The sequence below is a fragment of the Azospirillum sp. B2RO_4 genome, assembly GCF_051124815.1.
Classification (GTDB): domain Bacteria; phylum Pseudomonadota; class Alphaproteobacteria; order Azospirillales; family Azospirillaceae; genus Azospirillum.
The window spans coordinates 170,027-196,339 of the sequence record NZ_CP118489.1 but is presented as its reverse complement, the minus strand read 5'-3'; the positions used below and the strand labels follow the sequence as shown (position 1 = coordinate 196,339).

The following is a 26,313-nucleotide window of genomic DNA, read 5'->3' as shown; positions in this document are numbered from 1 at the left end:
CTCCCGCCCCGAAAGGGCGGGAGAGGGCGTTTTGCGCCATGCAACGTGACGTTTTGAACCACTGAAGAGCCCATGAATGTCGGCTGGACACCGCATCTTCCGGAACATCCGCGCCCTTGCCGCCGCCAAGACGGCGACGATGGCGAGCGGGCTGGTCACCGCGGCCTGGACCGCGCGGGTGCTGGGACCGGACAGTTTCGGCGTGCTGGGCTTCGGCACCTCGCTGATGGCCTATGCGGCGCTGTTCGTGAACATGGGCCTCTCCACCTACGCCATCCGCGAGATCGCCCGTGACAGGGAGCAGGCGGCCGAGCTGTCCGAGCATGTGCTGACCCTGCGCACCGTTCTGGCGCTGGTGGTGGGCGCCCTCTATGCCGCCTTCATCCTGTCCCTGGACAAACCGATGGAGGTGAAGGCGGTTCTTCTGGTGCAGGCGGTCCAGCTGCTCGGGAACGCCCTGGTGCTCGACTTTGTTTATCAGGCGACCGAGAAGATGGGGGTGATCGCCACGCGCGAGATCGGCACCTCCATCGGTTCGATGCTTCTCGTCTTCCTGCTGGTGCGTGGGCCTGAGGACGCCATCACCGCAGCCGCCATCACCGGCGGATCGATCACCGTGAACGCGCTGGTGATGATCGGCCGCTTCCGCCGCGACTTCGGCACGCTGCGCCCACGGGTCGACCTGAAGGTATGGCGTGAGATCCTGACGGCGGCGACGCCGATGGCGGTCGGCGTCTTCGCCTGGGCGATCTTCACCCATCTGGATGTGGTGATGCTGGGCTTCCTGGCCCCGCACACCGAGGTCGGCTGGTACAGCGCGGCCGTGAAGATCCAGACGCTGGCGAATCTGGTCGGCAACATCGTGATGAACGCCTTCCTGCCGCAGCTGGCGGCCGCCTATGGCGAACTGGGGCCGATGCGCGACCGCATGCGGGCCTATGCCTCCGTCATGCTGGCGGTCGGCGGACTGGTCATCGCCGGCGGCCTGGCATTGGCGCCGTCCATCCTGGGCACGCTGTTCGGCGATGCCTACGCCCCGGCGACGCTGGCCTTGCGGCTGCTGATGCTGGCCTCGGCGGTGGTCTACGCGAACATGATCCTGGGCAATCCGCTGCTCGTCTGGCACCGGCAGACCGGCTACATGATCGCCATGCTGTCGGGCGGCGCGCTCAACGCCGCACTGAACATCTGGTGGATCCCCCGCTACGGCATCGAGGGGGCCGCGATGGCGACCTTCACCGCGGAACTGGCCGCCACGGTCGCCATCGCCTGGATCCACCGGCAGACGGTGGGCGAGCTGTATGGAGGCATCGCCGCCAAGGCGCTGCTGTGCGCCGTCGCCGCCGTCGCCGCAGCGGTCGCGCTCGACCGTTTCGCCGCCCCGCTGTTCGACCGGACGCCGGCACTGGTGCATTTCGTCATCGGCAGCGTGGCGATGGTCGCGGTCTATGCGGCCATGGCGGTGCTGACGGGACTGGTGCAGCTGAAACGGTTGCGCCGTCTGACCAGCGCCACGGCCTGAGGGGGGCGGGTCGTGGCAGGGCGGTCGGATGCAACCCTCAATTCCGCAATGCCGGGTGGCTCCGTGGCGGCAGCTGAAACGACTTGCGCCTATTGCACCACTTTCGAACGTCTCTGTTGGTCACTCCAAGCATTCATTCGACCGTGGCGAGGGTTAATACTCTTAATACGTCGGTGAACGGCAATCATAGTCTTTTCATCTGGCGGTGATTTCTGAAACACTTCGCGCTGCACAACGCCGGAAACGGGGTACTTCATCGTCACGGCGAAGTCACAACAAGAAAACAATTTCGAATTTCGAGGTTTCTCCGTCTGCATCCTTGGCAACAGGGCAGGGCAGTCGGGGCGTCTCCAAACTCTCGGCAACCCGCCGCCGGTGGCGGGGCCTCAGCAAACGGCAGGAGCGACGATGCTTCCCAAGACTTTTTCCGATCGTAACGTCTGCGTCCTCGGGCTCGGCTATGTCGGCCTGACGCTGGCGGTCGCGATGGCGGACGCCGGCTTCCAGGTGCATGGGGTCGAGGTGCGGCAGGACGTGCTCGACAAGCTCGGCCAGGGCAACCCGCACTTCCACGAGCCGGGCCTGACGGAAAAGCTGCGCCACGTCATCGCACGCGGCCGCTTCACCTTCAGCCGCAACCAGCAGGATTGCAGCAACGCCAGCGTCTTCATCATCACGGTCGGCACGCCGCTGAGCAAGGACGGCCGGGTCCGCACCGACATGATCGAGGCGGCGACCCGTCAGGTCGCCAGCTGCCTGCATGACGGCGATCTGGTCATCCTGCGCTCCACCGTGAAGCTGGGCACCACCCGCAACGTCGTGGCGCCGATCCTGCGCGCCACCGGCAAGCAGTTCGACATCGCCTTCTGCCCGGAACGCACGCTGGAAGGCCAGGCGCTGCTGGAGCTGAACCAGCTGCCGCAGATCGTCGGGGCGGAGAGCATGGACGTCGCCACCCGCGCGGCGCAGATCTTCGGCTTCCTGACGCCGACCACCGTCAAGGTCTCCACCCTGGAGACGGCGGAGCTGATCAAGCTGGTCGACAACACCTACCGCGACGTCACCTTCGCCTTCTCCAACGAGATCGCCAAGCTGTGCAACGCCATGGAGATCTCGGCGGTCGAGGTGGCGCGCGCCGGCAAGCTGGGCTATCCGCGCACCAACCTGCCGCTGCCCGGCCCGGTCGGCGGCCCCTGCCTTGAGAAGGACCCCCACATCCTGATCGAGGCGGCGCGCGAGGTCGGCGTCGAGATGGCGATCACCGCCGCCGGCCGCTTGGTCAACGAAAGCCAGCCGATCGAGGTCGCCGACTTCCTCGGCAAGCTCGCCAATTCGATGCAGGGCTTCCCGCAGGCGCCGACCATCAGCCTGATGGGCCTCGCCTTCAAGGGCCGGCCGGCGACCGACGACCTGCGCGGTACCATGGCCAAGCCGGTGCTGGAGGAACTGCGCCAGCGCTTCCCCACCGCCCGGCTGCGCGGCTTCGACGCGGTGGTGCGGCCGGACGACATCCGTTCCTTCGGTCTGGAGCCGGCGGCCAACATGGCCGAGGCGGTGTCCGGCGCCAATCTGGCGGTGATCCTGAACAACCACCCGGTCTTCACCTCGATGCCGCTGCCGGATCTGGCCCAGCGGATGGACCGGCCGGGCGTGATCTACGACTTCTGGAACAACTTCAACAGCCGCGATGTCGACCTGCCGGAAGGCACGGCCTACGTGGCTCTCGGCAGCCATGGCGCCGCCCGCTACGCGCATGTGGCCTGACGTCATCGGGCTGGAAGAGGAATTTGACCGACATGAAACACTATCTCGTCACCGGCGGCAGCGGCTTCATCGGCGCCGCCCTGGTCCACCGGCTGGTCCGTGACGGCCACCGCGTCCGCGTTCTGGACGACAACTCGCGCGGGCACACCGGGCGGCTGGCCGGCGTGCTGGACGATGTCGAATTCGTCCAGGGCGACATCCGCGATCCGGCCGCGGTGCGGGAAGCGGTGCGCGGCGTCGACGGCGTGCTGCATCTGGCCGCCGTCAACGGCACCAAGCATTTCTACGAGAAGCCCGAGGTGGTGCTGGACGTCGGCGTGCGCGGCATGCTGAACGTGCTGGACGCCTGCCGTGCCGACGGCGTGGGCGACCTCGTCGTCGCCTCCTCCTCGGAGGCCTACCAGACCCCGCCGCTGGTGCCGACGCCGGAGGAGGTGCCGCTGGTCGTGCCGGACGTGCTGAACGCCCGCTACAGCTACGGCGGCTCCAAGCTGATCTCCGAACTGCTGGCGATCAACTGGGGCCGCAGCGGCTTCGACCGGGTGGCGATCTTCCGCCCGCACAACGTCTACGGCCCCGACATGGGCTGGGAGCACGTGGTGCCGGAATTCTCCCGCCGCGCGGTGGAGGCGATCGCCAGTCACCCGAGCGGGGCGGTGCCCTTCAAGATCCAGGGCGACGGCCGCCAGACCCGCGCCTTCGTCCACATCGACGACGCCATCGACGGCATCGTGACGGTGGTCGACAAGGGCGAGCATCTCGGCATCTACCATGTCGGCAACCCGGAGGAGGTCACCATCGCCGACCTCGCCCGGCAGACCGTCGGCTGCCTCGGCCGCGATGCCCAGGTGATGCCGGGTCCGGCCGCCCCCGGCGGCACCGACCGCCGCAGCCCCGACATCGCCAAGCTGACCGCGCTGGGCTTCACCCCGCGCATCCCGCTCTCCGCCGGCCTGCCCGGCGTGGTCGAGTGGTACGCGGAGCGCGCACGGGCGGATCTGGGGCGCATGGGGCAGGCGGCGGAGTAGGGCGTCGATTGGGGCGTTAGACCCCCACCTAACCTCCCCCGCTGGGCGGGGGAGGGACTGCCGCTGAACGCCGACAAGGCTCCAATCTCCCTCCCCTGCCCAGCGGGGGAGGGTCGGGGTGGGGGCAATCGGCGGCAAGTGCTCGCACAAGATCTTAAGGAGACGGCCCGCATGGACCGCAACAGCCGTATCTTCGTCGCCGGCCACCGGGGACTCGTCGGGTCCGCCATTCTGCGGCGGCTGACCGAGGCCGGGCACACCGACCTCGTGATCCGCGACCGGTCGCAGCTCGACCTGACCGATCAGGCGGCGGTGCGCGCCTTCTTCGACCGCGAGGGGATCGAGCATGTGATCCTGGCCGCGGCGAAGGTGGGCGGCATCCTCGCCAACGACCGCTTCGGCGGCGACTTCATCCGCGACAACCTGCTGATCCAGAACAACGTCATCGACGCCGCCTGGCGCGCCGGCGTTAGCAAGCTCCTCTTCCTCGGGTCCTCCTGCCTCTACCCGAAGCATGCGGAACAGCCGATCAAAGAGGAGGCGCTGCTGTCCGGCCCGATGGAGCCGAGCAACAAGCCCTACGCGGTCGCCAAGATCGCCGGCATCACCATGTGCCAGGCCTACCGGCGCCAGTACGGCTTCAACGCCATCTGCGCCATGCCGTCCAACCTGTACGGCCCCGGCGACCATTTCGACCCGGAGACCTCGCACGCGTTGCCGGGCATGATCCGCCGTTTCCACGACGCCAAGCTGGCGGGCGATCCGACCGTCACCCTGTGGGGCACCGGCAAGCCGCGGCGCGAGTTCCTCTATGTCGACGACATGGCGGACGCCTGCCTGCATCTGATGGATCATTACGACAGCGAGGAGATCATCAATGTCGGCCCCGGCGACGACATCGCCATCGCCGACCTCGCCGCCATGATCCGCGACACCGTCGGCTACACCGGCACGCTGACCCATGACCTGAGCAAGCCCGACGGCCACCCGCGCAAGCTGATGGACGTGTCGCGCCTGTTCGCCACCGGCTGGCGCCCGAAGGTGTCGCTGGAGGAGGGGTTGCGCCGCACCTACGCCTGGTTCCTGGAGAACGCCGCTCCGGAACGCCAGCAGGCTCCGAAGCAGGCTGCGGAGTAACCGCCGATGCCGGACGATTCCCTCAATCTGCGGCAGCCGGTCTTCGACCGGCCGTCCAGCTCTCTTTCCCTGGCGGACGTGCCGGTGCCGGAGGAACTGCTGCTGGTGGCGCAGAGCTATTGGCCGGAACCGGCCGGCAGTGCGCCGATGATGACCGACCTCGCCACCGCCTTCGCGGCGGCCGGGGCCGAGACCACGGTGCTGACCGCGCGTCCCAACTATCCCGGCAACACGGTCTATGAGGGCTATGCCGACGGGTCGCAGGACAGCAAGACGGTGGACGGGGTGCTGGTCGAGCGGCTGCACACCATCCCGCCGGCCGGCGGCGGCATGAAGGCCCGGCTGATCCATGAAGGCGTGCTGCATGCCGGCTTCGCCGCCGCCCGCGTCCGCGGCCGGGTCGGGCGGCACGCCGCCGTGCTGTCGCTCTGCCCGTCGATCCTGTCGGTGGGCATCGCCGACCGCTTCAAGGCGCCGGGCGGGCGTCACGTCGCCATCGTCCACGACATCCAGTCCGGCCTTGCCGGCGCGCTGGGCATGGGCGGCAAGGCGGCGGTCAAGGCGATCCGCGCCATGGAGCGCCGGGCGCTGAACCGCGCCGACGCCATCGTCGTCCTGTCGGAGCCGATGCGTGGCGTGCTGGAGGAGCTGGGCGTCACCCGGCCGATCCATGTGATCCCGCCCCACGTCGATGCCGACGCGGTCCACCCGCTGCCCCGCCCCGACCAGCCGCCGACTGCGCTGTACAGCGGCGCCTTCGCCCGCAAGCAGGGGCTGGAGCAGGTGCTGGACATGGCAGGACATCTGGCCGAGCTGATGCCGACCGCGCGCATCAAGCTGCGCGGGCAGGGCGGGCTGGAGGAGGAGCTGAAGTCGCGCGCCCGCGCCATGGGGCTGCGCAACGTGATCTTCCAGCCGTTGGCGCCGAAGGACCAACTGAACGAGGCTATGGCGGAGGGCGACGTCCATCTCGTGCCCCAGCGGCCGGAAGGGGCGGCCTTCGCCATGCCCGGCAAGGCGGTGACCATCCTCGCCGCCGGCCGGCCCTTCGTCAGCACCTGCCTGCCCGGATCGGCGCTCGCCACGCTGGAGGCGCAGGTCGGCGCCTTCCTGTGCACCCCGCCGGAAGAGCCGCGCGCGATGGCCGAGGCGGTGGCGGCCCTGCTGTCGGACCCCGCCCGCGCCACCGCCATGGGCCGCCGCGGCCGTGCCTGGGTGGAAGCGAACGCCACCCGCGCCGTGGCGCTCGACCGCTACGCCCGTCTTCTGTTGGGAGAGGCAGCATGAAGAAGCCCGCGCTGGTCTTCAGCTGGGAGATGTTCGGCCCCTACCATATGGACCGGTTGGAGGCTGTCGGCCGCCGGCTGGGTCATGTCTATGACGTGATCGGACTGGAGGTCGGGTCGAAGTCGCACACCTACGCCTGGGATTCGACCGGGTCCGGGCAGAATTTCCGCAAGATCACCCTGTTTCCCGGCCAGTCGAAGGCCGACCTGTCGACGGCCACGGTGTACCGCGCCCTGCTGCGCGAATGCCGGCGCGTCGACGCCCGGTTCGTCTTCCTGTGCCATTACGAGGATCCGGACGTCTTCGCGCTCGCCCTGACCATGCGGCTGATGGGGCGCAAGGTCATCAACATGAACGCCTCCAAATACGACGACAAGCCGCGCATCCTGTGGCGCGAAATGGTGAAGAGCGTCTTCTACTCCCCCTATCAGGCGGGGATCGGCGGAAGTCACCGCACGGTGGATTACTTCCGTCTGTTGGGACTTCCGAAGGATCGGCTCTATATCGGGTACGACACGCTGTCGTTGGACCGCATCCGCCGACTGTCCGGGATGGAGCCGGCCCCTGGCGGAGTACCCTTCGCCGACCGCCACTTCACCATCATCGCGCGCTTCGTCCCGAAGAAGAACTTGTTCCGGGCGGTCGAAGCCTACGACATTTACCGGCAGTTGGCCGGTCCGGCCGCCCGTCCGCTCCACCTCTGCGGATCCGGTCCGCTGGAGGCGGAATTGCGGGCCGAGGTGACGCGGCGCGGGCTGGACGGTTCGATCATCTTCCGCGGCTTCCTGCAGGAAAAGGGAATCGCCGAGACGCTGGGATCGACGCTCTGCCTGCTTCTGCCGTCGCTGGAGGAGCAGTTCGGTCTGGTGGTGAACGAGGCTTTGGCCATGGGGGTGCCGACCATCCTGTCCGACCAGTGCGGTGCGCGCGACGTGCTGATCCGCAGCGGGCTGAACGGCCACATCGTGGAGCCGGACAACCCCGAGGGGCTGGCGCGCTACATGCTGTCGGTCGCGGGCGACGAGGACGAGTGGCGCCGCCTGAGCCTGAACGGGCGGCCGTTCCAGGCGTTGGCCGACGCCAGCTTCTTCGCCCAGTCGGTGGAGAAGGCCGTGGTGGCGCTGGGCGGCCCCAGGGCGGAGCGCAGCGCGGACACGGACTATGTGTCCGACTATTCCGCCGATCCGGAGGGTGGCCAGCATGGCCGGTCGACCGGAGCGGCACTGACCGGGAGTTGACGATGGAACGGAACGCGCGCACCCACGTGGTCGTCTCCGGGCGCCTGCCGCCTCCGGTGGATGGGATGAGCCGGGTGACGGCCCTGGTGCTGGAGCGTCTGCAGGACCGCATGCGGGGGCGCGGCCGCGTGGAGGTCGCCGACCTGTCGCCCGGCTGGAACGGCGGCGGCGTCGCCTACCATCTGCGCAAGATGACGCGGGTGTTCGGCACCATGGGCCGGCTCGCCGCCGGGTTGCGCAAGCCCGACCGCCGTTTCTACATGCCGGTGGACTCGGGCTGGGGCACGCTCTATACCGCCGCGCTCGCCGGGACCGCGCGGCTGTTCGGCTACGAGCAGGTGCTGCACCATCACTCCTTCGCCACCATAGCCAAGCCTACCTGGCGGATGCGGCTGCTGACCCGGGTGGCGGGCGCCGACTGCACCCATGTGCTGCTGTGCCCGGCGATGCAGATGCGCTTCCAGTCGATCTATCCGGCGGCGCGCACCTGCATGACCATGTCGAACGCCATCTTCTCCACGCCCGGCGCGACCCCGCGCCCCCGGCGCGACGGCCCCCTGCGCATCGGCCACCTGTCGAACCTGTGCGGCGAGAAGGGGCTGGACACGCTGTTCGCCCTGCTGCGCGCCCTGCAGCTGGAGGGGGTGGACGCCAAGCTGGTGCTGGCCGGGCCGGGGCTGAAGCCGAGGGACAACGCGATGATCGCCGCCGGGCTGATGGCCTTCGACGGGGCGGTGGAGTATCATGGCCCGGTGCATGGCGAGGCCAAGGAGGCCTTCTATCGCGACATCGACGTCTTCGTCTTCCCCACCCAGTACCGCAACGAGGCGCAGCCGCTGGTGCTGTTCGAGGCGATGGCCGCCGGCGTGCCGGTGCTGGCCTATGAGCGCGGCTGCATCGGCTCCGACATTCCGGCCGACGGGCTGGTGCCGCAGAACGCCGACTTCGTGAAGGCGGCCCTGCCGATCCTGGCGGCCTGGGCCGACGACCGTGAGGCGCTCGCCGCCGCCTCGGCTCAGACGCTGACCCGTGCCCGGGTGGCCTACGAGACCAGCCGCACCGGCCTGGACCTGCTGCTCGACCGCATCGCCGGCCCGCATCCGGCTGCCGCCGCGGCGGCCGTGCAGGCCAAGCGCCGCGTGGCAGGGTAGGGGAGGAAGGCAGGACGGGGCGCTACGCCCCATTCCCCAGCGGCAGTGCCGTCTCGAACTTGATTTCCTTCAGGGCGAAGTTGGAGCGGATGCGCACCTGGAAAGGCAGCTGGAAGACGAACTCCTCCAGGAAGCGGTTGTAATCGGCGATGGCCCGCACGGCGACCCGCAGCAGATAGTCCGCATCCCCCGATACCGCATAGCATTCCAGCACTTCCGGCCGCTTGCGCACCGCGTCGATGAAGACGGCGGCGGTCTCGGCCGAATGGCGGTCCAGCGTTACATGGGCGAAAACACACTCGCCGACCGACGCCGCCTTGGGATCGACCAGCGCGGTGTAGCGGCGGATCACCCCGGTCTCCTCCAGCGACTTCAGACGGCGCCAGCAGGACGACGGCGAGGTGCCGACGCGGTCGGCCAACTCCTGCACGGTCAGGCGGGAATCCTCCTGCAGGGCGACCAGAATTTTGATGTCGATTTCCGATAGAGCGGCGGGCAACGGCAAAATTCCCCGGTAAGGAAGGGCAGGACGGGAAATCCTGCCAAAATCATAGGTGTACCCGCCTCACTTTGAAAGCTATTTCCACGGACTGTCCGGCATACTGATCGCAGAACGAACCAAGGGAGAGGCGATCATGGCCGACATGTGGGAAAACCCGATGAAGACCGATGGATTCGAGTTCATCGAATTCACCGCGCCGGACACGGTGGCGCTGGGCCGCCTGTTCGAGCAGCTGGGCTTCACCGCCATCGCCCGCCACCGGTCGAAGGACGTCACGCTCTACCGCCAGGGCGACGTGAACTTCATCGTCAATGCCGAGCCGTCGGGCTTCCCGCGCAACTTCGCCGCCCAGCACGGGCCGTCGATCTGCGCCATCGCCTTCCGCGTCGCCGACGCCGCCTTCGCCTACCGCCGGGCCGTCGATCTCGGCGCCTGGGGTGTCGAGAACCGCGTGGGCGCGATGGAGCTGAACATCCCCGCCATCAAGGGCATCGGCGATTCGCTGATCTACCTCGTCGACCGCTATGGCGAGCGCGGCAGCATCTACGAGGTCGATTTCGTGCCGCTGCCGGGGGTGGACCAGCATCCCGAGGGCGCCGGCCTGACCTACATCGACCACCTGACCCACAATGTCCACACCGGGCGCATGGAGGAGTGGGCCGATTTCTACACCCGCCTGTTCGGCTTCCGCGAGATCCGCTATTTCGACATCGAGGGCAAGCTGACCGGCCTGCGCTCGAAGGCGATGACCAGCCCCTGCGGCAAGATCCGCATCCCGATCAACGAGTCCGCCGACAACAAGTCGCAGATCGTCGAGTATCTGCGCGACTACAAGGGCGAGGGCATCCAGCACGTGGCGCTCGGCACCAACGACATCGTCCACACGGTGGAGACGATGCGCGGCATGGGCACGCCGTTCCAGGACACGCCCGACACCTATTACGAGCGCGTCGATGCCCGCGTCCCCGGCCATGGCCAGGACCTGAAGCGCCTGCAGGCCAACCGCATCCTGCTCGACGGCGCCCCGACGGAGGGCCAGGGCCTGCTCCTGCAGATCTTCACCCAGAACGTCATCGGCCCGATCTTCTTCGAGATCATCCAGCGCATCGGCAACGAGGGCTTTGGCGAGGGCAACTTCAAGGCTCTGTTCGAATCCATCGAACTCGACCAGATCCGCCGCGGTGTGCTGAGCGAGAACGCCGCCTGATCCTTCAGGCGCTTTTGCAGACAGATACTCAACGCCGTCCGGTCGCAAGGCCGGGCGGCGTTCGTATTTTCCGACCGGGTCCAAAAGGGTTGCTTGCCAGCAACTCGCCACCAAAGTCGTTAAGTCTTTCCCGCCCTGTGCTTTGGCAGTATACGGGAGGCATTCCGATTGGATGCAAAAATTTATTTTCAGCAACGGAAGGGAGAGTTATGGGGCGCCTTTCCTATCTGTTTCGCTGCCTTGGCGCACAGACCAGACCTGAGCGTTATCTTTGCCCAAATTGCGGATGCGCGGAAAATTCGCTGATAGAAAGAAAGTATTTTGTGACCCAACTTCGCCGGTGCGGGTCGTGCGCAATGCTGTTTCGGACGCCGACCGATGACCCTGCAAACAACCAGTCATTCTACGAGACCTCATACAGTCAAGGATTCACCACGGAGCTGCCGGATCCCGACCGTTTAAGAGAGTTGGTGGATTTAAAATTCGCTGGAACGGAAAAAAGCTATGCGCATATCGTAGATATCATTCTAAAGATATTGCCGTCCAAAGAGAGCATGATCTTCGATTATGGATGTTCGTGGGGTTATGGAAGCTGGCAGATCAAGGAAAGCGGTTACTCTGTAACATCATTTGAAATCGATCGCAACAGAAGCGCCTTTGCCAGGGAAAATCTGAGAATTACAACTGTTGACGACATGGATGAGTTTGTGACGCAGGCCGGGAATGTTGGCCAATACGACTGCTTTTTTTCATCTCATGTTCTGGAGCATGTGCCATCTCCATCGAAGGTATTTCATTACGCCAACAAGTTGCTGAAAGCGGGAGGATTGTTTTTAAGCTTCACCCCCAACGGGAGCTTTGAACACAGAGCGGCAAGCGACACGTGGAGTTCTCTTTGGGGAGAAGTTCATCCGAATTTCATCGATCCGCTTTTCCTTGATCGAAGCTTCTCTGCTTCTCCGCGGAGTATCGCTTCTTCGCCGATCTCGGAAATGACACTTCCCGCAGAACCGATCATGACGCAGATCGGCCCACTCGACGGAGACGAACTGGTATTCTGCGCACGCAAAGTCAAAGACGAATGGTGAGGCGTTTGGCTGGGCCACCGGTTCCGAGCCGCACGTATTTTTCATAATTATAGTTATGTGTCTTTTGTGCGCCGCAACATGGCGGTTCGCCTTTCACTCCGACGCCGTCACTCCGGATGCGTATGGGCGTCGAAGCGTTCGCGGTCGCTCTTGTCGCTCATGAAGATGGCAAAGGGCCGCAGGGCGTCGGCGTGGTTCAGGGTGATGGCGATCAGCACCGCCATCGGCGCCGCCAGCAGCGCGCCGGCCGCTCCCCACAGCCAGCTCCACAGCAGAAGCGCGATCATCACCACCAGCGGCGAGATGGCCAGCTGCTTGCCCTGCATGTGCGGGGCCACGAAGTTGCCCATCACCTGCTCGATCACCAGCAGGCCGGCGGCGACGGCCATCGCGGTGCCGGCATCCTGCGTCGCCACGACCAGCAGCACGGGCAGCGCGCCGGCCACCACCGACCCCACCACCGGCACATAGTTCAGCAGGAAGGCCAGGAAGCCCCACAGCAGAACCAGATCCACGCCGAACAGCGACAGCCAGCCGATATAGAGCGCGCCGGTGATCAGCCCCAGCACGCTGCTGACCACCAGATAGCGGCGGAACTGTTGGGCGATGGCGGTCACCGCCTCCACCGCCATGCGGCAGCGCTCGCGGCCCAGGGTCATGACGATCTTCTCGCGCCAGACCGGCGCCTCCAACTGCATCAGCAGCGACAGGAAGACGGTCAGCACCAGGGTCGAGACCGTCTGTCCGGCAGACGACAGGGCGGTCTTGGCGAAGCCGGTGATCGGGTCGACCGGTACCGCGCCACCCTGCCCTGCCCCTTGTCCAGCCCCAGGTCCGGCTCCCTGGCCGCCTTGCGCCGCCGTCAGGTCGGCCTTGGCGCCCTGGATCCAGTGGTTCGCTTTCGCCCACAGCTTGCCCAGCGCTTCGGCATATTGCGGGAAATCCTCCGCCACCCGCTGCGCCACCAGGGCCATGGACCCGAAGAAGGCGGCGAGGATGACCAGGATCAGCAGCATCGACGCGGTCAGCCCGAGCCAGGACAGGCGCCGCGGCACCCGCCCGCGCACCCACCGGCCGACCGGGGCCACCGCGATCGCGACGAAGAAGGCGGACACCAGCGGGATCAGGATGGACGCCGCCGCCTGCAGCACCCACAGAGAGGCCGCCGCGGCCAGCACGCCCAGCAGCCAGAGGGCGAGGTTGACGCGGTCGACGCGTGCCCCACCCCTTCCTCGTCCCGGTTCCCGGCCATCATCCCACCGCCCGCCATCGGTTCCGCCGTCCACGCCCGCCGCCTCCGCCGCTTCGCTCCGCATCGTCGGGATGCACGTTCTAGACGCGGCGCGGGGCCGTTCGGTTCCATTCGCCCCGTCATTCGCCCGGCAAGCGCTTTCGCCGATCAGCAGTGAAAATGCCAAGTCGAAGCATCGCAAAATTTCGACATTTGAGCTTGTTTCGCAGCATCTCCCGTTAGCCGGAACGGCCAAGCTCAAGTCGAGTGGGAAAAAACTGCCGGATGCATGCCCAATCCTTCATCGCATCGTCAAAGTTTCATTTTTGGCTAAATCATGCCCGATCGGCGATATCCCATTTTTGTCTCAGTTCTGCCACGGGAAACCCCCTCATTCATAATTTCCTAACCATAAGTGTTAGTACGCGATTAAGGCTAACGGACGAGCCTGCGGAACGAGGCGATACCCATAAAGCGGAGTTCCAAAATGGCTACCACCAACACCGACGGCACGATCCAGGTCACCTTCGCGGTCAATGCCTGGGGCACGGCGGCCGGCGGAAAATGGCCGCATTTTCAACTGCTTCTGGACGGTACCCGCATCGGCGAGGCCACCGTCTCCTCCGCCACCCAGTCGCGTTACGTCTTCACCGCCAACGTGCCGGCCGACAAGGCGCACGCGCTGCAGCTGGTCTATGACAACGACGACACGGTTAACGGCGTGGACCGCAACCTGTTCGTCAAGTCGTTCGAGGTGAACGACCAGACCATCCTGTCGATCGACCCGTCGGTCAAATACGACACCGGCAAGATCGACGGCCTGAACGTCATCGGCGGACAGACGGAGATGTACTGGCCGGGCGCGCTGAACGTGCCGCTGCCCGCCACGATGTTCTCGTCCGCCGCCACCTCCCCGGACGCGGAGACCGCGGCCAGCATGACCACGACCATCAAGGTCAAGGCCTATGGCATCAGCGCCGGCGGGCAGGCCCCGCACTTCAAGCTGCTGGTCGACGATCAGGTGGTGGGTGACGCCTGGGTCAACGCCACCTCGGCCACCGACTACACCTTCACCGCCAAGGTCGACCCGAACGAGGCCCACAAGATCCAGGTCTGGTACGACAACGATGCCACCGTGAACGGCGTCGACCGCAACCTGTTCGTCAAGTCGATCAACATCGACGGCCAGACCATTTCCTCGACCTCCGACATGGCTTCCTACGACAAGGGCCCGGTGGACGGCAAATATGTCGTCGCCGGCCAGGAGGCCCTCTATTGGGGCGGTGCGCTGAGCTTCGGCGTGCCGGAGCAATATTTCGGCGGCGCCTATGTTCCGCCGCCGCCGCCGACCCCGACCAAGGCGGTCGACATCGTCGTCAACGCCTACGGCACCTCGGCCGGCGGACAGGCGGCGCATTTCAAGCTGCTGGTCGACGGTCAGGTGATCGGCGACGCCAAGGCCGCCGCCACCACCTCCGCCTACAAGTTCACCGCCAACATCGACCCGACCAAGGCGCACACCGTCCAGGTCTGGTACGACAACGATTCCACCGTGAACGGGGTCGACCGCAACCTGTTCGTCAAGTCGGTCGCCATCAACGGCCACACCGTCGCCGCCACCGACAGCATCGTCACCTATGACAAGGGTGCCGTCGACGGCAAGGACGTGGTCAAGGGCCAGGAAGGCCTGTATTGGGGCGGCGCCCTGAACGTCAAGGCCGGCGCCGACCTGTTCGGCGACGCGCCGATCAACCAGACCCCGGTTCCGACCGCCCCGACCAAGCCGGCCTTCTACGTCGCCGCCAACGGCAAGGATACGTGGTCCGGCAAGCTGGCGGCCCCGAACGCCGACGGCACCGACGGCCCCTTCGCCAGCCTGGAGAAGGCCCAGGCCGCCATGCGGGCCAGCTCGACCATCGACACCACCTATGTCCGCGAGGGCACCTATCACCTGACCAAGACGCTGGAGCTGACCTCGCTCGACAACGGCCACAGCTTCCAGAACTATCCAGGCGAGAAGCCGGTCCTGAGCGGCGGCGAGGTGGTGAAGAGCTTCACCAGCGAGGGCAACGGCCTCTATTCGGCCAAGCTGGCCAGCGCCAGCAACCTCGACCTGATCGTCGGCGACGTCCGCCAGCATCTGGCCGAGAAGTTCGCCTATGACGCCGCCGACGTCACCAGCGGCTGGAAGTTCGCCGATGCGGCCTCAGGCGGCCCGAGCGGCTGGTACATCCGCTCCCACGGCTCCGACGTGACCAGCGCCGACCTCCAGCCGAACACGCTGATCCAGGTGATGGACGCCGAGCGGCTGGGCGACACGCTGACCGGCATTTCCAGCTACAACGCCTCCACCCACACCATCAAGCTGAAGAACGGCGCCTCCCTGCCGTTTGCCGAAGGCACCACCTACAAGCTGCTGAACAACGCGTCCTACGTCGATCAGGCCGGCGAGTTCGCGTGGCGCAACACGGACGGCAAGCTTCTCTACAAGGCGGCCAGCTCCGGCTTCGTCTCCACCGGGGTCGAGGTGCCGCGCCTGGGCACGCTGGTCAAGCTGAACGGCGCCAGCGACGTGACCATCGACGGGCTGACCTTCAAGAACACCACCACCGGCGGCGATGCCCTGCTGCTGAACAATGCCGACGGCAACCACATCAGCGACAACAGCTTCCTGAACGTCGGCACGGCGATCAAGCTGACCGCCGGCTCGTCCAACAACCAGATCGCCCACAACACGCTGAACCACATGGCCGAGAACGGCATCGAGATGGATGGCCGCAGCAACGGCAACAGCATCTATGCCAACACGATCAGCAACATCGGCGAAGTGCGCAAGGCGGTGGCCGGCATCATCGGCACCGGGGTGGACAACAACCTGATCTCCAACAACGACATCGACCACAGCGCGCGCTACGGCATCTCGTTCAAGGATTACGGCGGCACCACCAACACGGTGAACCACAACAACATCATCCAGTACAACCACATCTCCTACACCGGGCTGGAGACCGCCGACGACGGCGCCATCGAGATCCTGGGACGGTCCAGCGCCAACACCGGCATGGTCATCCAGGGCAACTGGATCGAGCACGCCAACGGTCTTGCCACCAGCGCGCAGGACGCCTGGATGTACGGCCAGAAGGGTTTCGGCATCTATCTGGACGACATGGCCGGCGGCATCACCGTCAAGGACAACTTCATCAAGGACGCCGACTGGGCCTCGGTGCAGATCCATGGCGGCGACAACAACGTGGTGACCAACAACTTCGCGGTCATCGCCAACAACAAGGAAGATTTCATCCGCATCGAATGGCAGCCGGTGCACGGCACCGCCGGCGATCCGCACAACAACACGATCACCAAGAACGTGGTCATGGGCACCCTGCCGCTCGACGACTATACCGAGCTGCTGAGCGCCAACGACTTCGTCATCGACAACAACCTCGTCTACAACGTGCCGAAATACGGCGACCACGACGTGATCGGCAAGCCGATGTTCACCAACGCCTATTGGGGCGACTATTCGCTGCAGGCGTCCTCGCCGGCCTTCGCCATGGGCATCCATGACCTCGCCTGGGCGAAGATGGGCGCCGACGGCGTCGCCCATGTCGGTCTGGAGCATTTCTGGGACGGCGTCTGACCGCACACTCCGGATAAGCGCATCGGGGGTACGCCTCCGATGTGCCGACCTTTTCCATGGGCGGAGCCTGTTTCGTTCGATGATCGGACGGCGCGGGCTCCGCCCCTCTGCATTTTGGAGGAACCCGCTTCGGACTTTCCGCTGCTTGGCTCCCGCACCGCAGCGCACCATATGCAGGCCGCGCCCAGGCGGCGGACCGGGGCGCATACCTTTTTCCGACCAGACGGGCCGAGACCGTTATCCGATGACGCAAGCGACGTGGACCGCAGGGGCTTTGGCGAGAATCCTGGGAAGCGGCCTTCTGCTGTGGACCGCCTGCACGGCAACGCCCATAGCAACGCCCGCCTGGGCGCTGGAGGAGCTGAAGCCGAAGTTCGGCCCTGACGCGGTGCCGATCACCCGGTCCAGCGAGTATGTCCGCACCGCCGCAGCGCCGGACTATTGGGCGCTCAGCCCCTATTACGTGCCGCAGACGACCGGCGCCTCCTGCTCGCTGGCCAGCGTGACCATGATGCTGAACGCGCTGCGCGGGCTGCCCGCCTTGGCCTCGGAACGGCTGGTGACGGGCAGGCAACTGCTCGACCGGCTCGACGACGACCACTGGCGCGCCGCCACTGCCGACGACGGCGAAGGCGTCTCGTTCGGCGAGCTGATCGACTATGTCCGCCGCAGCCTCGCCGCCTACAACATCGACGCAGAGGTGGAGGTCTGGCGCCCGCGCGATGCCTCTCCCGCCACGCTGGCCGAGTTGCGCCGCATCCTGGCCGGGAACGAGCGCAGCGCCGACGACATCATCCTGCTGGCCTTCGACCAGGGTACGCTGACCGGCGATGTCGGCGTCGGCCACGTCGCGCCGCTGGGCGCCTATGACGCCGCGACGAAGCGCGCGCTGGTGATGGACCCCGACCGGACATGGTACGTGCCCTATTGGACCAGCGACGCCCGCCTGCTGGACGCCATGTTGAAGCCGGATCGTGCGGACCCGGAGGGCAGCGGCCTGATCCGCGTCCGCAGCCGCCGGGTGTCCGGCTGACCTCCGTCTACTTCACTTCCTGGCTGGTCAGGTCCGACGGGTTCTGCGACCGCGTCGGCTCGTTGGGCTGATCGGGTTCGCTCGCCCACTGGTTGGGGCGCGGCACCGGGTTGCCGTTCAGGTCGGGCGGCGCCTTGCGCACGGCGGCGAGCGCCTGCTGAAGGTCGCTGCCCTCGGTGGCGGGGGAATTGGCCGCGCTGGGCGGCCGGGTGCCCTGCGGTGTCGGTTGCGGGGGCTGACTCTTCTGAACCTCTGGATCGCGTGCGAGCGCATCGCCGGCGGATTCCTTCGATCCCGAGTCCAACGGGGCCGCTGTGTTCTTTCCGGTTTGGGCCTGCCCCGATTGGGATTGCGGCGGCGGCTGTTGCTGATCCGCCTGCTGTGCGGTGGCACAGAGCAGGGGCAGGCCGGACAAGAACCCCGACAGAAGCAGGGCGGCGGCAATCTTGCGCATGGCGCATCCTTCCTTTGGCCTTTGGGAGATCGTCGGGCGCATCCGTCGGAGCATGGCGTGCGGCGGCACCAATCAACCTTTGGCGCGTTGTACAGGGGACGGAGTGCAGCTTCGGCTCTCCGGTCCCGGCCCATCAGGAACACCGACAATGCCCAGCGAGTTCCCGTCTTCCCCCACCTCCATCGCCGCAGCCCCGGCCTCGCCGCCCGACCGCGCCGAGCGGCGCAGCGTCGGCGTGGTGGTGGAGCGGCGACGCGTCGACAATCCCTGGATCGAAGCGCGCTGGCAGCCGGTGATGCTGGTCCCGGCCGACCCAACCCTGCCGGACTGGAGCGTGCTGGCCGAAGGGCCGGACTGGACCCGCCATTACGCCGGCACCGCCGAGATCGCCCTGTTCCCGACCGAGGCCGAGAACTACAAGCACAACCTCGACGGCGGCAGCCCCAGCGCCTACGTCATCCTGCGGCCGGGCGGCCCGGCGCCCGGGATCCGGCTGCTGGCCGTCACCGCCGACCCCGGCGAGATCGACACCCATGCCGAAGCCGGCGACGACGTGATCGAGGCGCTGCCGCTGCCGATCCCGCTGGTGCTGTGGATGGACGGCTTCGTCGCCCGACACTTCGTCGAACGCCCCTTCCACAAGCGCAAGCGCGACCGCGCCGACCCGGAGGCCCTGGCGCTTCGCCGCCGCACCGGGGAGGCGCGGCATGACTGAGCGGGAGGAGGAGAGCGGCTTCCTCGGCCGCTGGTCGCGGCTGAAACGCGAGGCGCGGCGCGAGGCGCCGGCAGTCGAGCCGGTGGTGCCGGAGGAGCCCGCCATGCTGCCGGCGGAAGCGGCCGGGGTCGGGGCCGGGGGTGTCGAGGACGAGGCGCCGGAGCTGCCCTCGCTGGACAGTCTGGATTCCGCCAGCGACTACACCGGCTTCCTCCGCCCCGACGTGCCGGCGGAGCTGCGCCGTCAGGCCCTGCGCAAGGCCTGGGCGAGCGATCCGGTCATCGCCGGATTCCGCGGCTTCGCCGAGTATGATTGGGATTACAACGCGCCGGGCTATGGCGCCTTGCTGCCGACCGACGACATCGCCCGCCTGCTGGACGCCGTGCTGCCGGATGAGAAGCGGGAGGAGGAGGTGGTTGAGGAGGTGGTGGTGGTGGCAGAAATGCAGGCTGACGGAGCCACTTGCCCCCACCCCGACCCTCCCCCGCTGGGCGGGGGAGGAGACAAGTGCTTGTCCGAAGAAGTGGCGGCAGTCCCTCCCCCGCCCAGCGGGGGAGGTTAGGTGGGGGTCTAACTTCCCCAAGGAGCGCTCAAATACACCGCCCGCCATCCACCTCCAGGCACACGCCGGTCAGGAAGTTCCCCTCGTCGGAGCACAGATAGAGCGCCGCGTTGGCGATGTCGCCCGGTGTCGACAGGCGGCCGAGCGGGATGCTGCTGCGGAACTGTTCGCGGCGTTCCGGCGTGTCCTGGCCCATGAAGCGGTGGAGCATGCCGGTCTCGCCCGCCACGGGCGCGATGGCGCAGACGCGGACATTGTCGGCGGCCAGCTCCGCCGCCATCGACTTGGTCAGGGTGATGACCGCGCCCTTGGAGCCGTTGTACCAGGTCAGGTTCGGCCGGGGCCGCAGCCCGGCGGTCGAGGCGATGTTCAGGATCACGCCGCCGCCCTGGGCGCGGAACACCGGCACGGCGTGGATGGCGCTGTGATAGATCGACTTCACGTTGACGGCATAGATGCGGTCGAAGGTGGCCTCGTCCACGTCCAGCATCGAGCCGTAGCGGTGGGTGTAGCCGGCATTGTTGACCAGGATGTCGAGCCGGCCGAATTCGCCGAGCGCGGCCGAGACGATGGCCTCGTAATCCTCTCCCACCGCGACGTCGGCGCGGACGGCAAGCGCCGTCTCGCCCAGGCTGTCGGCGACGCGGCCGGCGGCCGCCTCGTCCAGGTCGGCGACGATGACGCGGGCCCCTTCGGCGGCGAAGCGGCGGGCGATGCCCTCGCCGAAGCCCGATCCCCCACCGGTGACGACGGCGACCTTGTCAGACAAACGCATGAGCGGTTCCTCCCCGGCTGTTGCGCGGCCGTTCGGCGCGCGGACTCCGTACAACAGGGAACCGGCGCCATCGGCCGCATCGTGAACGCGGCGAAGAACGCATGATAGCGCGAAGCCGCCCGGTGGGGCAGTCGCCATCATCCGCTACATCGAATTGAGGAGATATAGGAGAGAATGGCGCGAGTGACGGGACTTGAACCCGCGGCCTCCGGCGTGACAGGCCGGCGCTCTAACCAACTGAGCTACACCCGCGCGATGGCTCCCGGTGCTGGACTCGAACCAGCGACAAGCGGATTAACAGTCCGCTGCTCTACCAACTGAGCTAACCGGGAACGGAGGCCCGCCTTATATGGCCGATGACGAATCCTGGCAAGCGGAAAAACGCAAAGCGGCGCATTTTTTCCGGGAAGGACCGGTTATGCGCTGCCGGTCTGTGACATTGCCGGCCGGACGCAGCCCTGGGTTGCCGCCCCACAGGCTTGCTCTTGACAATTCCGGGTTTCTCGGGCTTCTTCTCGCCCTCCCCTCCACACCATTGCCGCAGGCCCCGATGTCCGAGGTCGTTCCCTTCGCCGCCGCCCGCGAGGCGCTGCTCGCGCGCCTGACCGAACAGCTGCCGCCCTCGTCGGAATGGGCGGGCCGGCTGATGCTGATGCCGGAGGGACGCCGGGTGGAGCCGATGCCGGCGGCCGAGGCGGTGGAGTCGCTGCGTGCCTTCCGCGCCGGGCTGGGCGAGGCCATCGGCGCCGCCGCCTGCTCGGTCGGCGGGGTGTGGGTCGGTCGGGAGGATTGCCTGGACTGGGACGGGCTGCTGGCGCCGCTGGCGGTCGCCGCCGCCTATGTGGTCGGCCGCACCCAGTCGGCCGGCGGCTTCGCCGCCGAGCTGTTCCGCTGCAAGGAGGCGCTGGCCGGCTGGGGCGTGCGCGGCCTGCGCGGCGAACCGGCGGTGGCCCGCGCCGCCGGCTATGCCGTGGTGTCGGTCAGCCGCCGCCCGGACGACAACGAGATCGTGCTGGACCGGGTGATGGACACCTTCGCCTTCGTCATGCGCAGCCTGGGCGAACCGACGGTGGCGAGTGCCGACATGGACCGCCGGCTGGTCAAGCGGGCGGTGCCGCTGCGTCGGTGATGATGGGGGCGGTGAGGGGCGCGGTCAGGCGCCCTGCCCCAGCGCGCAGCGCGCCGCCGCCAAATCCCACGCGGCGCAGCCGACGCTCTTGAACAGGCGCGGGCGGCCCGGCGTGGCGCCGCCGTCCAGCGCATCGACCAGCGACTTGACGGTGCCCCACTCCACTCCGGCCTGGATGAAGTCGCCGGCCTCGTGGCGGGCACCGGCGGGATCGTCGACGAACAGCTCGCTGCCATGGACGACGGTCGGGCCGAACTCCGCCATTTCCGGCTTGAAGGCGCCGACACCGACCAGCAGGCGGTCGGGGCGCGGAGTCTCGTCATAGATCGGCGACAGGCTGGTGGTCAGCGCGATCACCACCTCGGCCGCCGGATCGACCGCGCCGCTCATCGGCCGCAACTCCACCCCCTGCCCGTCCTGCCTGGCGCAGAACGCCTTGGCGCTGTCCAGGCTGCGGCTGTGGATGTCGATGCGGATGCCGGGATAGAGCGCTGCCAGCGCCGCCACATGGCCGGACGACTGGGTACCGGCGCCGAGCAGCGCGACATGGCGTGGCGCCGGTGCCAGCGTCCGGATCGCCAGCATCGACACGGCGGCGGTGCGGCGCGCGGTGACGGTGGGACCATCCAGGATCACCTGCGGCGCGCCGGTCAGGGCGTCGAAGGCGCTGACCACGCCATGGATGGTCGGCAAGCCCTTGGCGCCGTTGCCGGGATTGACGTTGACCAGCTTGTGGATGGCGATGTCCGCCGCCGTGGCCGGCATCGACAGCAGCACGCCGCCGTCGGGCAGCGGCAGCACCTGCCGTTCCGGGCTGGTGATGCGGCCGGCGGTATAGTCGCGGGCGGCGGCGGCCACCGCGTCGCACAGAGCGGGGAAAGGAAGACGGGCGGCGGTCTGTTCGGCGGTGAGAACGGCGAGCAAGGACACGGGGAGCGGCTTCCTCTTCTGTCGAGTGGGAAATGGGTCAGGCGCGGGCGCGCTCGATCTCCACGCCGACGCTGGCGGCGTCGGGGAAGACGTCCAGCTTCTCCACCCGCACCTTGGCCATCGTCACCCGCGCGTCGGCGAGGCAGCGCTCGGCGATGCGTTCGGCCAGCGTCTCCACCAGCGTGACATGGCCCTGGGTGACCACACCCTTGACGATGGTCGCCATATCCTCGCCGGTGACGCCGGGGGCGATCACCTCGAGGTCGAGGTTCAGGCGGATGCGCTGGGGCTTTGCCCGTTCATGGGCATAGACGCCGATCAGCGCGTCCATCACCAGATCGCGGACGAAGCAACGGGTGGACAGCGCCGCCGGGGCCGAACGCGGCACCGGGGCGGTGACGGTGGCGAAGAGCTTGTTCATGGGCGACAGCCCTAACACGGCGGCGCCACTGCTGCCAAGCCGCCGTCCCCGCCAATCCCTATGCCGGACGGACAGGTCAGGGGCGGACTCAGTGCATCTCCGAGCGGATGCGCTCGCGCAGCACGTCGATCGGGCGCAGATCCTCGCCCTCCTCATAGTGCCAGAAGGTCCAGCCGTTGCAGGCGGGCAGACCGGCCATCGCCGCGCCGACCTGATGGATGGAACCGCGATGGTCGCCGCGCGGGCCGGTGCCGATCAGCGTGCCGTCGGCGCGCACGCGGGCGGCGACGCGGCGGCGATGGTCGAACAGGGTCGAGCCGGGGCGCAGCAGCCCGCGTTCCACCACCCAGCCGAAGGGGATGCGCGGCGCGCTGCGCTTGGGCGGGGTGTCGAGGATGGCAGCCTCCGGCGCCTCCTCCACCGCGTCGATGCGGGCCTGGGCCGCCTTGACATAGGTGTCGTCGCGCTCCAGCCCGATCCATTTGCGGCCGAGCCGCTTGGCGACCGCGCCGGTGGTGCCGGTGCCGAAGAAGGGATCCAGCACCACGTCGCCCGGACGGGAGGAGGACAGGATCACCCGGTACAGCAGCGATTCCGGCTTCTGCGTCGGGTGGGTCTTCTTGCCCTCCTCGTCGCGCAGCCTTTCGCCGCCGCTGCAGATCGGCAGCAGCCAGTCGCTGCGCATCTGAAGATCCTCGTTGAGGTTCTTCATCGCCTCGTAATTGAAGCGATAGCGCGCGTCCTTGTCGCGGGCCGCCCAGATCATCGTCTCGTGGGCGTTGGCGAAGCGGGTGCCGCGGAAGTTCGGCATCGGGTTGGTCTTGCGCCAGACGATGTCGTTCAGAATCCAGAAGCCCAGATTCTGCAGCGTGGCGCCGACGCGGAAGATGTTGTGATAGCTGCCGATCACCCACAGCGAGCCTTCCGGCTTCAGGATGCGGCGGGCGGCCGTCATCCAGTCCTGGGTGAAGCGGTCATAGGCTTCGAAATCGTCGAACTTGTCCCATTCGTCATCCACCCCGGCGACGCGGGTGTGGTTCGGCCGCAGCAATTCGCCACCCAACTGCAAGTTGTAGGGCGGATCGGCGAAGACGAGATCGACCGAAGCGGGCGGCAGATCGTTCATGAGAGCGATGCAATCGCCGACCAGGATACGGTTTTCAGGGAGCATTTTACGACCGGCAAAGAACTGGGACTCGGCCGGACAATGAGTCGCGGCCGAGTCGCCGTCAACAGCTTTCTTTGCCAAGTGACGGCGGGTCAGCCGCTTAGTGCCTTTTGGCGTTTCACTGGTGCAAAACTGACTCGGTGATGCGGCGTGACACCATGGCGGGTCAGCGCATCCAGATGCTCGGGCGTCGGATAGCCGGCGTTTCGGTCCCATCCATAGTGTGGATACAGTACCGACAACCGCAACATCTCGCTGTCGCGCGCCACTTTGGCGAGAATAGAGGCGGCGGCGATGGACTGGCTGCGGCTGTCGCCCTTGACCACCGCCACCCGTTCGCACGGGATGTCGGGGGTGAATTTTCCGTCGACCAGCGCCGCGTCGGGCGGAGCGCCGGGCAGCGCCAGATAGGCCCGTTTCATCGCCAGCAGCGTCGCCTTGTGGATGTTCAGCTCGTCGATCTCGGCGGCCGACGCCTCGGCGATGGCGAAGGCGAGTGCGTGCGCCCGGATCGCCGGCTCGATCTCCTCGCGCAGGCGGCGGTTGACCGCCTTGCTGTCGTCGATCTGGGCGGCGATCTCCGGCGGCAGCCCTTCGGGGGCCAAGACCACGGCGGCGGCGACCACCGGGCCGCAGAGCGGGCCGCGTCCGACCTCGTCGATGCCGCAGACGCGGCGGCCGGGCCCGAAGCCCGCCTCCAGCGACAGGTCGGGCCGCTGCCGGGGGGCGGCTGCTTTGCGGGGCGCTTTGGCAGGCATCGGCGAACGGCCTTCCGGATGGGGGACGGGATGGGGCCGCTTGATAGCGGCGGCGGAGTCCGGGCGCAAGGCCGCGCCGATTTGCCTCAAGCAAGCTCTTGAGAAGCGGAGCGCGGCTGCGCTATGGATGCGCCCCGATCAGCCGGACCACGCGATCACCCGCCACGCCATCACCCGAGAAGCAGGCCATGACCGACACCACCCAGACCGCCGCCGAATGCCCCTGCCGTTCCGGCAAGCCGCTGGACGCCTGCTGCGGACCTTATCTGGCCGGCATGCCCGCTCCGACGGCCGAGGCGCTGATGCGCTCGCGCTATTCGGCCTTCGCCACCGGCAACATCGACTATCTGCACGACACGCTGCTGCCCAGCACCCGCGACGACTTCAACCGTGAAGAGATCGAGACCTGGGCCAACAACAGCGTGTGGACCGGCGTGGAGATCCGCTCGACCGAGGCCGGCCAGCCCGGCGACAGCGACGGGATCGTGGAGTTCGTCGCCCGGTTCAGCATGAACGGCAAGCCGATGACCCACCACGAGACCAGCCGTTTCACCCACCAGGACGGCCGCTGGTACTATGTGGACGGCCAGCTGGGCGCCCGCCCGCGCAGCGGCCCCAAGGTCGGCCGCAACGACCCCTGCCCCTGCGGCAGCGGCAAGAAGTACAAGAAGTGCCACGGCGCCTGAGCCTGCACGCCTGACGGTTGGGCCCCTGACGGTTAAGCCCTGAGTCGCGGCTGAATCGTCACGCTGCACCTGCACATTTTCGGCGAAATCGCCCCGCCCCGCCCACCCAATGGGCGGTGGCGGTGTTTTTGTTGTGCGCGCAGGGTCGAATCGCGCAATGACGATTGAATTATGGGTCGGAACCGATCATCCTTCGCTGGCCCTGTTCCGGGTCTCCCTTCTTTGGTTCTTGCCGGGATGGGGTTTAACACGACAGATGAGACGATAACTGATGTTCGACCGTCCGCAGCGCTCCTCCTTCCGCGCTCCTGAGATCACCCAGCGCGACATCCGCGCCACCGTCAAGTGGTTCAACGCAACCAAGGGCTTCGGCTTCGTCACCCCCGACGATGGGTCGCCCGACGCTTTCCTGCACTCCACGGTTCTGCAGTTCTGCGGACACGACAGCCTGCCCGAAGGCGCCACCATCACCTGCGACCTGTCGCGCGGCCCGAAGGGCCCGCAGGTCGCCACCATCCACGCGGTCGACACCTCGACCGCCGCTCCGAGCCGTCCGTCGCGCGCCCCGCGCGAGCGTGACAGCTGGGGCAACGACGGCGGCTACGGCGGCGGCAACAGCTACGGCGGCAGCCGCGGCGGTTACGACAACTACGGCGATTCGGACGGCGGCGAGACCGTCGACGGCACGGTGAAGTGGTTCAACGTGTCGAAGGGCTTCGGCTTCATCGCCCCGTCCACCGGCGGCAAGGACATCTTCGTGCACATCCGTGCGCTGGAGCGGTCGGGCATCAGCGGTCTGGACGACGGTGCGCAGGTCCGCGTCACCATCCGCCAGGGCGCCAAGGGTCCCGAGGCTCAGCGCATCGAGATGGCCTGATCTCTCATCG

24 protein-coding genes and 2 tRNA genes are annotated in these 26,313 nt (G+C 67.2%); 16 read left to right on the top strand and 10 right to left on the bottom strand.

Going from position 1 to position 26,313, the window contains the following annotated elements; all coding sequences use genetic code 11:
- The first annotated feature begins 76 nt into the window (after positions 1-76).
- The 7 genes from PWS46_RS24465 to PWS46_RS24435 all read left to right on the top strand — a co-directional run bounded on the left by PWS46_RS24465 (position 77) and on the right by PWS46_RS24435 (position 9,127).
- A complete protein-coding gene (locus tag PWS46_RS24465; protein WP_434624235.1) occupies positions 77-1,522 on the top strand; it encodes a flippase in 1,446 nt (481 codons plus the stop codon).
- A gap of 408 nt (positions 1,523-1,930) precedes the next feature.
- Positions 1,931-3,286, top strand: a complete 1,356-nt coding sequence (locus PWS46_RS24460; RefSeq protein WP_434624233.1) for a nucleotide sugar dehydrogenase — start codon at positions 1,931-1,933, stop codon at positions 3,284-3,286.
- A 32-nt stretch (positions 3,287-3,318) separates the two neighbouring features.
- A complete protein-coding gene (locus PWS46_RS24455) occupies positions 3,319-4,314 on the top strand; it encodes an NAD-dependent epimerase/dehydratase family protein (protein ID WP_434624230.1) in 996 nt (331 codons plus the stop codon).
- Positions 4,315-4,485: 171 nt separating this feature from the next.
- Positions 4,486-5,451, top strand: coding sequence for a GDP-L-fucose synthase family protein (locus PWS46_RS24450; protein ID WP_434624228.1), 966 nt, complete (start codon positions 4,486-4,488; stop codon positions 5,449-5,451).
- A 6-nt stretch (positions 5,452-5,457) separates the two neighbouring features.
- Positions 5,458-6,738: a glycosyltransferase family 4 protein gene (locus PWS46_RS24445; RefSeq protein WP_434624226.1), complete on the top strand. Its 1,281-nt coding sequence runs from the start codon at positions 5,458-5,460 to the stop codon at positions 6,736-6,738.
- On the top strand, positions 6,735-7,976 hold the full coding sequence (locus PWS46_RS24440) for a glycosyltransferase family 4 protein (protein WP_434624224.1): 1,242 nt from the start codon (positions 6,735-6,737) through the stop codon (positions 7,974-7,976). Before PWS46_RS24445 ends, PWS46_RS24440 begins: the two co-directional genes overlap by 4 nt.
- Before the next feature lie 2 nt (positions 7,977-7,978).
- Complete coding sequence (locus PWS46_RS24435; protein ID WP_434624222.1) at positions 7,979-9,127, top strand: glycosyltransferase family 4 protein; 1,149 nt, start codon at positions 7,979-7,981, stop codon at positions 9,125-9,127.
- 22 nt (positions 9,128-9,149) lie between these two features.
- Here PWS46_RS24435 and PWS46_RS24430 read toward each other — a convergent pair whose 3' ends face one another.
- The gene (locus tag PWS46_RS24430) at positions 9,150-9,626 is read right to left on the bottom strand and encodes an Lrp/AsnC family transcriptional regulator (RefSeq protein WP_434624220.1); all 477 of its coding nucleotides are present in this window, start codon (positions 9,624-9,626) and stop codon (positions 9,150-9,152) included.
- A gap of 136 nt (positions 9,627-9,762) precedes the next feature.
- Here PWS46_RS24430 and hppD point away from each other — a divergent pair, with 136 nt between their 5' ends.
- Together hppD and PWS46_RS24420 are read left to right on the top strand one after the other, a co-directional pair.
- Positions 9,763-10,836 (top strand): 4-hydroxyphenylpyruvate dioxygenase, encoded by a 1,074-nt coding sequence (hppD, locus tag PWS46_RS24425; RefSeq protein WP_434624218.1) that lies wholly within the window; start codon positions 9,763-9,765, stop codon positions 10,834-10,836.
- A gap of 89 nt (positions 10,837-10,925) precedes the next feature.
- Positions 10,926-11,924 (top strand): class I SAM-dependent methyltransferase, encoded by a 999-nt coding sequence (locus tag PWS46_RS24420; RefSeq protein ID WP_434624216.1) that lies wholly within the window; start codon positions 10,926-10,928, stop codon positions 11,922-11,924.
- Positions 11,925-12,031: 107 nt separating this feature from the next.
- Here the strand turns inward: PWS46_RS24420 and PWS46_RS24415 are convergent, their stop codons facing one another.
- A complete protein-coding gene (locus PWS46_RS24415) occupies positions 12,032-13,240 on the bottom strand; it encodes an AI-2E family transporter (RefSeq protein ID WP_434624214.1) in 1,209 nt (402 codons plus the stop codon).
- Positions 13,241-13,642: 402 nt separating this feature from the next.
- Between PWS46_RS24415 and PWS46_RS24410 the strand changes: the two genes are divergently transcribed.
- Both PWS46_RS24410 and PWS46_RS24405 read left to right on the top strand, forming a co-directional pair.
- Positions 13,643-16,795 (top strand): carbohydrate-binding domain-containing protein, encoded by a 3,153-nt coding sequence (locus PWS46_RS24410; RefSeq protein WP_434624212.1) that lies wholly within the window; start codon positions 13,643-13,645, stop codon positions 16,793-16,795.
- 244 nt (positions 16,796-17,039) lie between these two features.
- Positions 17,040-17,828: a phytochelatin synthase family protein gene (locus PWS46_RS24405; RefSeq protein ID WP_434624210.1), complete on the top strand. Its 789-nt coding sequence runs from the start codon at positions 17,040-17,042 to the stop codon at positions 17,826-17,828.
- Positions 17,829-17,835: 7 nt separating this feature from the next.
- Here PWS46_RS24405 and PWS46_RS24400 read toward each other — a convergent pair whose 3' ends face one another.
- Positions 17,836-18,282, bottom strand: coding sequence for a hypothetical protein (locus PWS46_RS24400; protein ID WP_434624208.1), 447 nt, complete (start codon positions 18,280-18,282; stop codon positions 17,836-17,838).
- 148 nt (positions 18,283-18,430) lie between these two features.
- Here PWS46_RS24400 and PWS46_RS24395 point away from each other — a divergent pair, with 148 nt between their 5' ends.
- A complete protein-coding gene (locus tag PWS46_RS24395; protein WP_434624206.1) occupies positions 18,431-18,997 on the top strand; it encodes a DUF3305 domain-containing protein in 567 nt (188 codons plus the stop codon).
- Entirely contained in the window at positions 18,990-19,559 is a 570-nt protein-coding gene (locus tag PWS46_RS24390) for a DUF3306 domain-containing protein (protein ID WP_434624205.1), read from the top strand. Before PWS46_RS24395 ends, PWS46_RS24390 begins: the two co-directional genes overlap by 8 nt.
- A 28-nt stretch (positions 19,560-19,587) precedes the next feature.
- Here the strand turns inward: PWS46_RS24390 and PWS46_RS24385 are convergent, their stop codons facing one another.
- The 3 genes from PWS46_RS24385 to PWS46_RS24375 all read right to left on the bottom strand — a co-directional run bounded on the left by PWS46_RS24385 (position 19,588) and on the right by PWS46_RS24375 (position 20,666).
- The gene (locus PWS46_RS24385; RefSeq protein WP_085092175.1) at positions 19,588-20,334 is read right to left on the bottom strand and encodes a glucose 1-dehydrogenase; all 747 of its coding nucleotides are present in this window, start codon (positions 20,332-20,334) and stop codon (positions 19,588-19,590) included.
- 175 nt (positions 20,335-20,509) lie between these two features.
- Positions 20,510-20,586: transfer RNA gene (locus tag PWS46_RS24380), tRNA-Asp, on the bottom strand.
- A gap of 4 nt (positions 20,587-20,590) precedes the next feature.
- A tRNA-Asn gene (locus PWS46_RS24375) sits at positions 20,591-20,666 on the bottom strand.
- Between the two features lie 218 nt (positions 20,667-20,884).
- Between PWS46_RS24375 and PWS46_RS24370 the strand changes: the two genes are divergently transcribed.
- Positions 20,885-21,463 carry a hypothetical protein gene (locus PWS46_RS24370; protein WP_434624202.1) on the top strand — a complete coding sequence of 193 codons (579 nt, stop codon included), beginning with the start codon at positions 20,885-20,887 and terminating at the stop codon, positions 21,461-21,463.
- A 24-nt stretch (positions 21,464-21,487) separates the two neighbouring features.
- On the opposite strand, the gene lhpI is transcribed toward PWS46_RS24370, so the two are convergent.
- The 4 genes from lhpI to PWS46_RS24350 form a co-directional block, all read right to left on the bottom strand.
- Positions 21,488-22,393 (bottom strand): bifunctional Delta(1)-pyrroline-2-carboxylate/Delta(1)-piperideine-2-carboxylate reductase, encoded by a 906-nt coding sequence (gene lhpI / locus PWS46_RS24365; RefSeq protein ID WP_434624200.1) that lies wholly within the window; start codon positions 22,391-22,393, stop codon positions 21,488-21,490.
- A gap of 37 nt (positions 22,394-22,430) precedes the next feature.
- A complete protein-coding gene (locus tag PWS46_RS24360; RefSeq protein ID WP_014189570.1) occupies positions 22,431-22,814 on the bottom strand; it encodes a dihydroneopterin aldolase in 384 nt (127 codons plus the stop codon).
- An 88-nt stretch (positions 22,815-22,902) separates the two neighbouring features.
- Positions 22,903-23,985 carry a site-specific DNA-methyltransferase gene (locus tag PWS46_RS24355; protein WP_434624198.1) on the bottom strand — a complete coding sequence of 361 codons (1,083 nt, stop codon included), beginning with the start codon at positions 23,983-23,985 and terminating at the stop codon, positions 22,903-22,905.
- 89 nt (positions 23,986-24,074) lie between these two features.
- A complete protein-coding gene (locus tag PWS46_RS24350; protein WP_434624196.1) occupies positions 24,075-24,740 on the bottom strand; it encodes a ribonuclease HII in 666 nt (221 codons plus the stop codon).
- 188 nt (positions 24,741-24,928) lie between these two features.
- On the opposite strand from PWS46_RS24350, the gene PWS46_RS24345 reads away from it, so the two are divergent.
- Entirely contained in the window at positions 24,929-25,426 is a 498-nt protein-coding gene (locus PWS46_RS24345) for a YchJ family protein (protein ID WP_434624194.1), read from the top strand.
- A 271-nt stretch (positions 25,427-25,697) separates the two neighbouring features.
- The gene (locus PWS46_RS24340; protein WP_434624192.1) at positions 25,698-26,303 is read left to right on the top strand and encodes a cold-shock protein; all 606 of its coding nucleotides are present in this window, start codon (positions 25,698-25,700) and stop codon (positions 26,301-26,303) included.
- Positions 26,304-26,313: the final 10 nt, after the last annotated feature.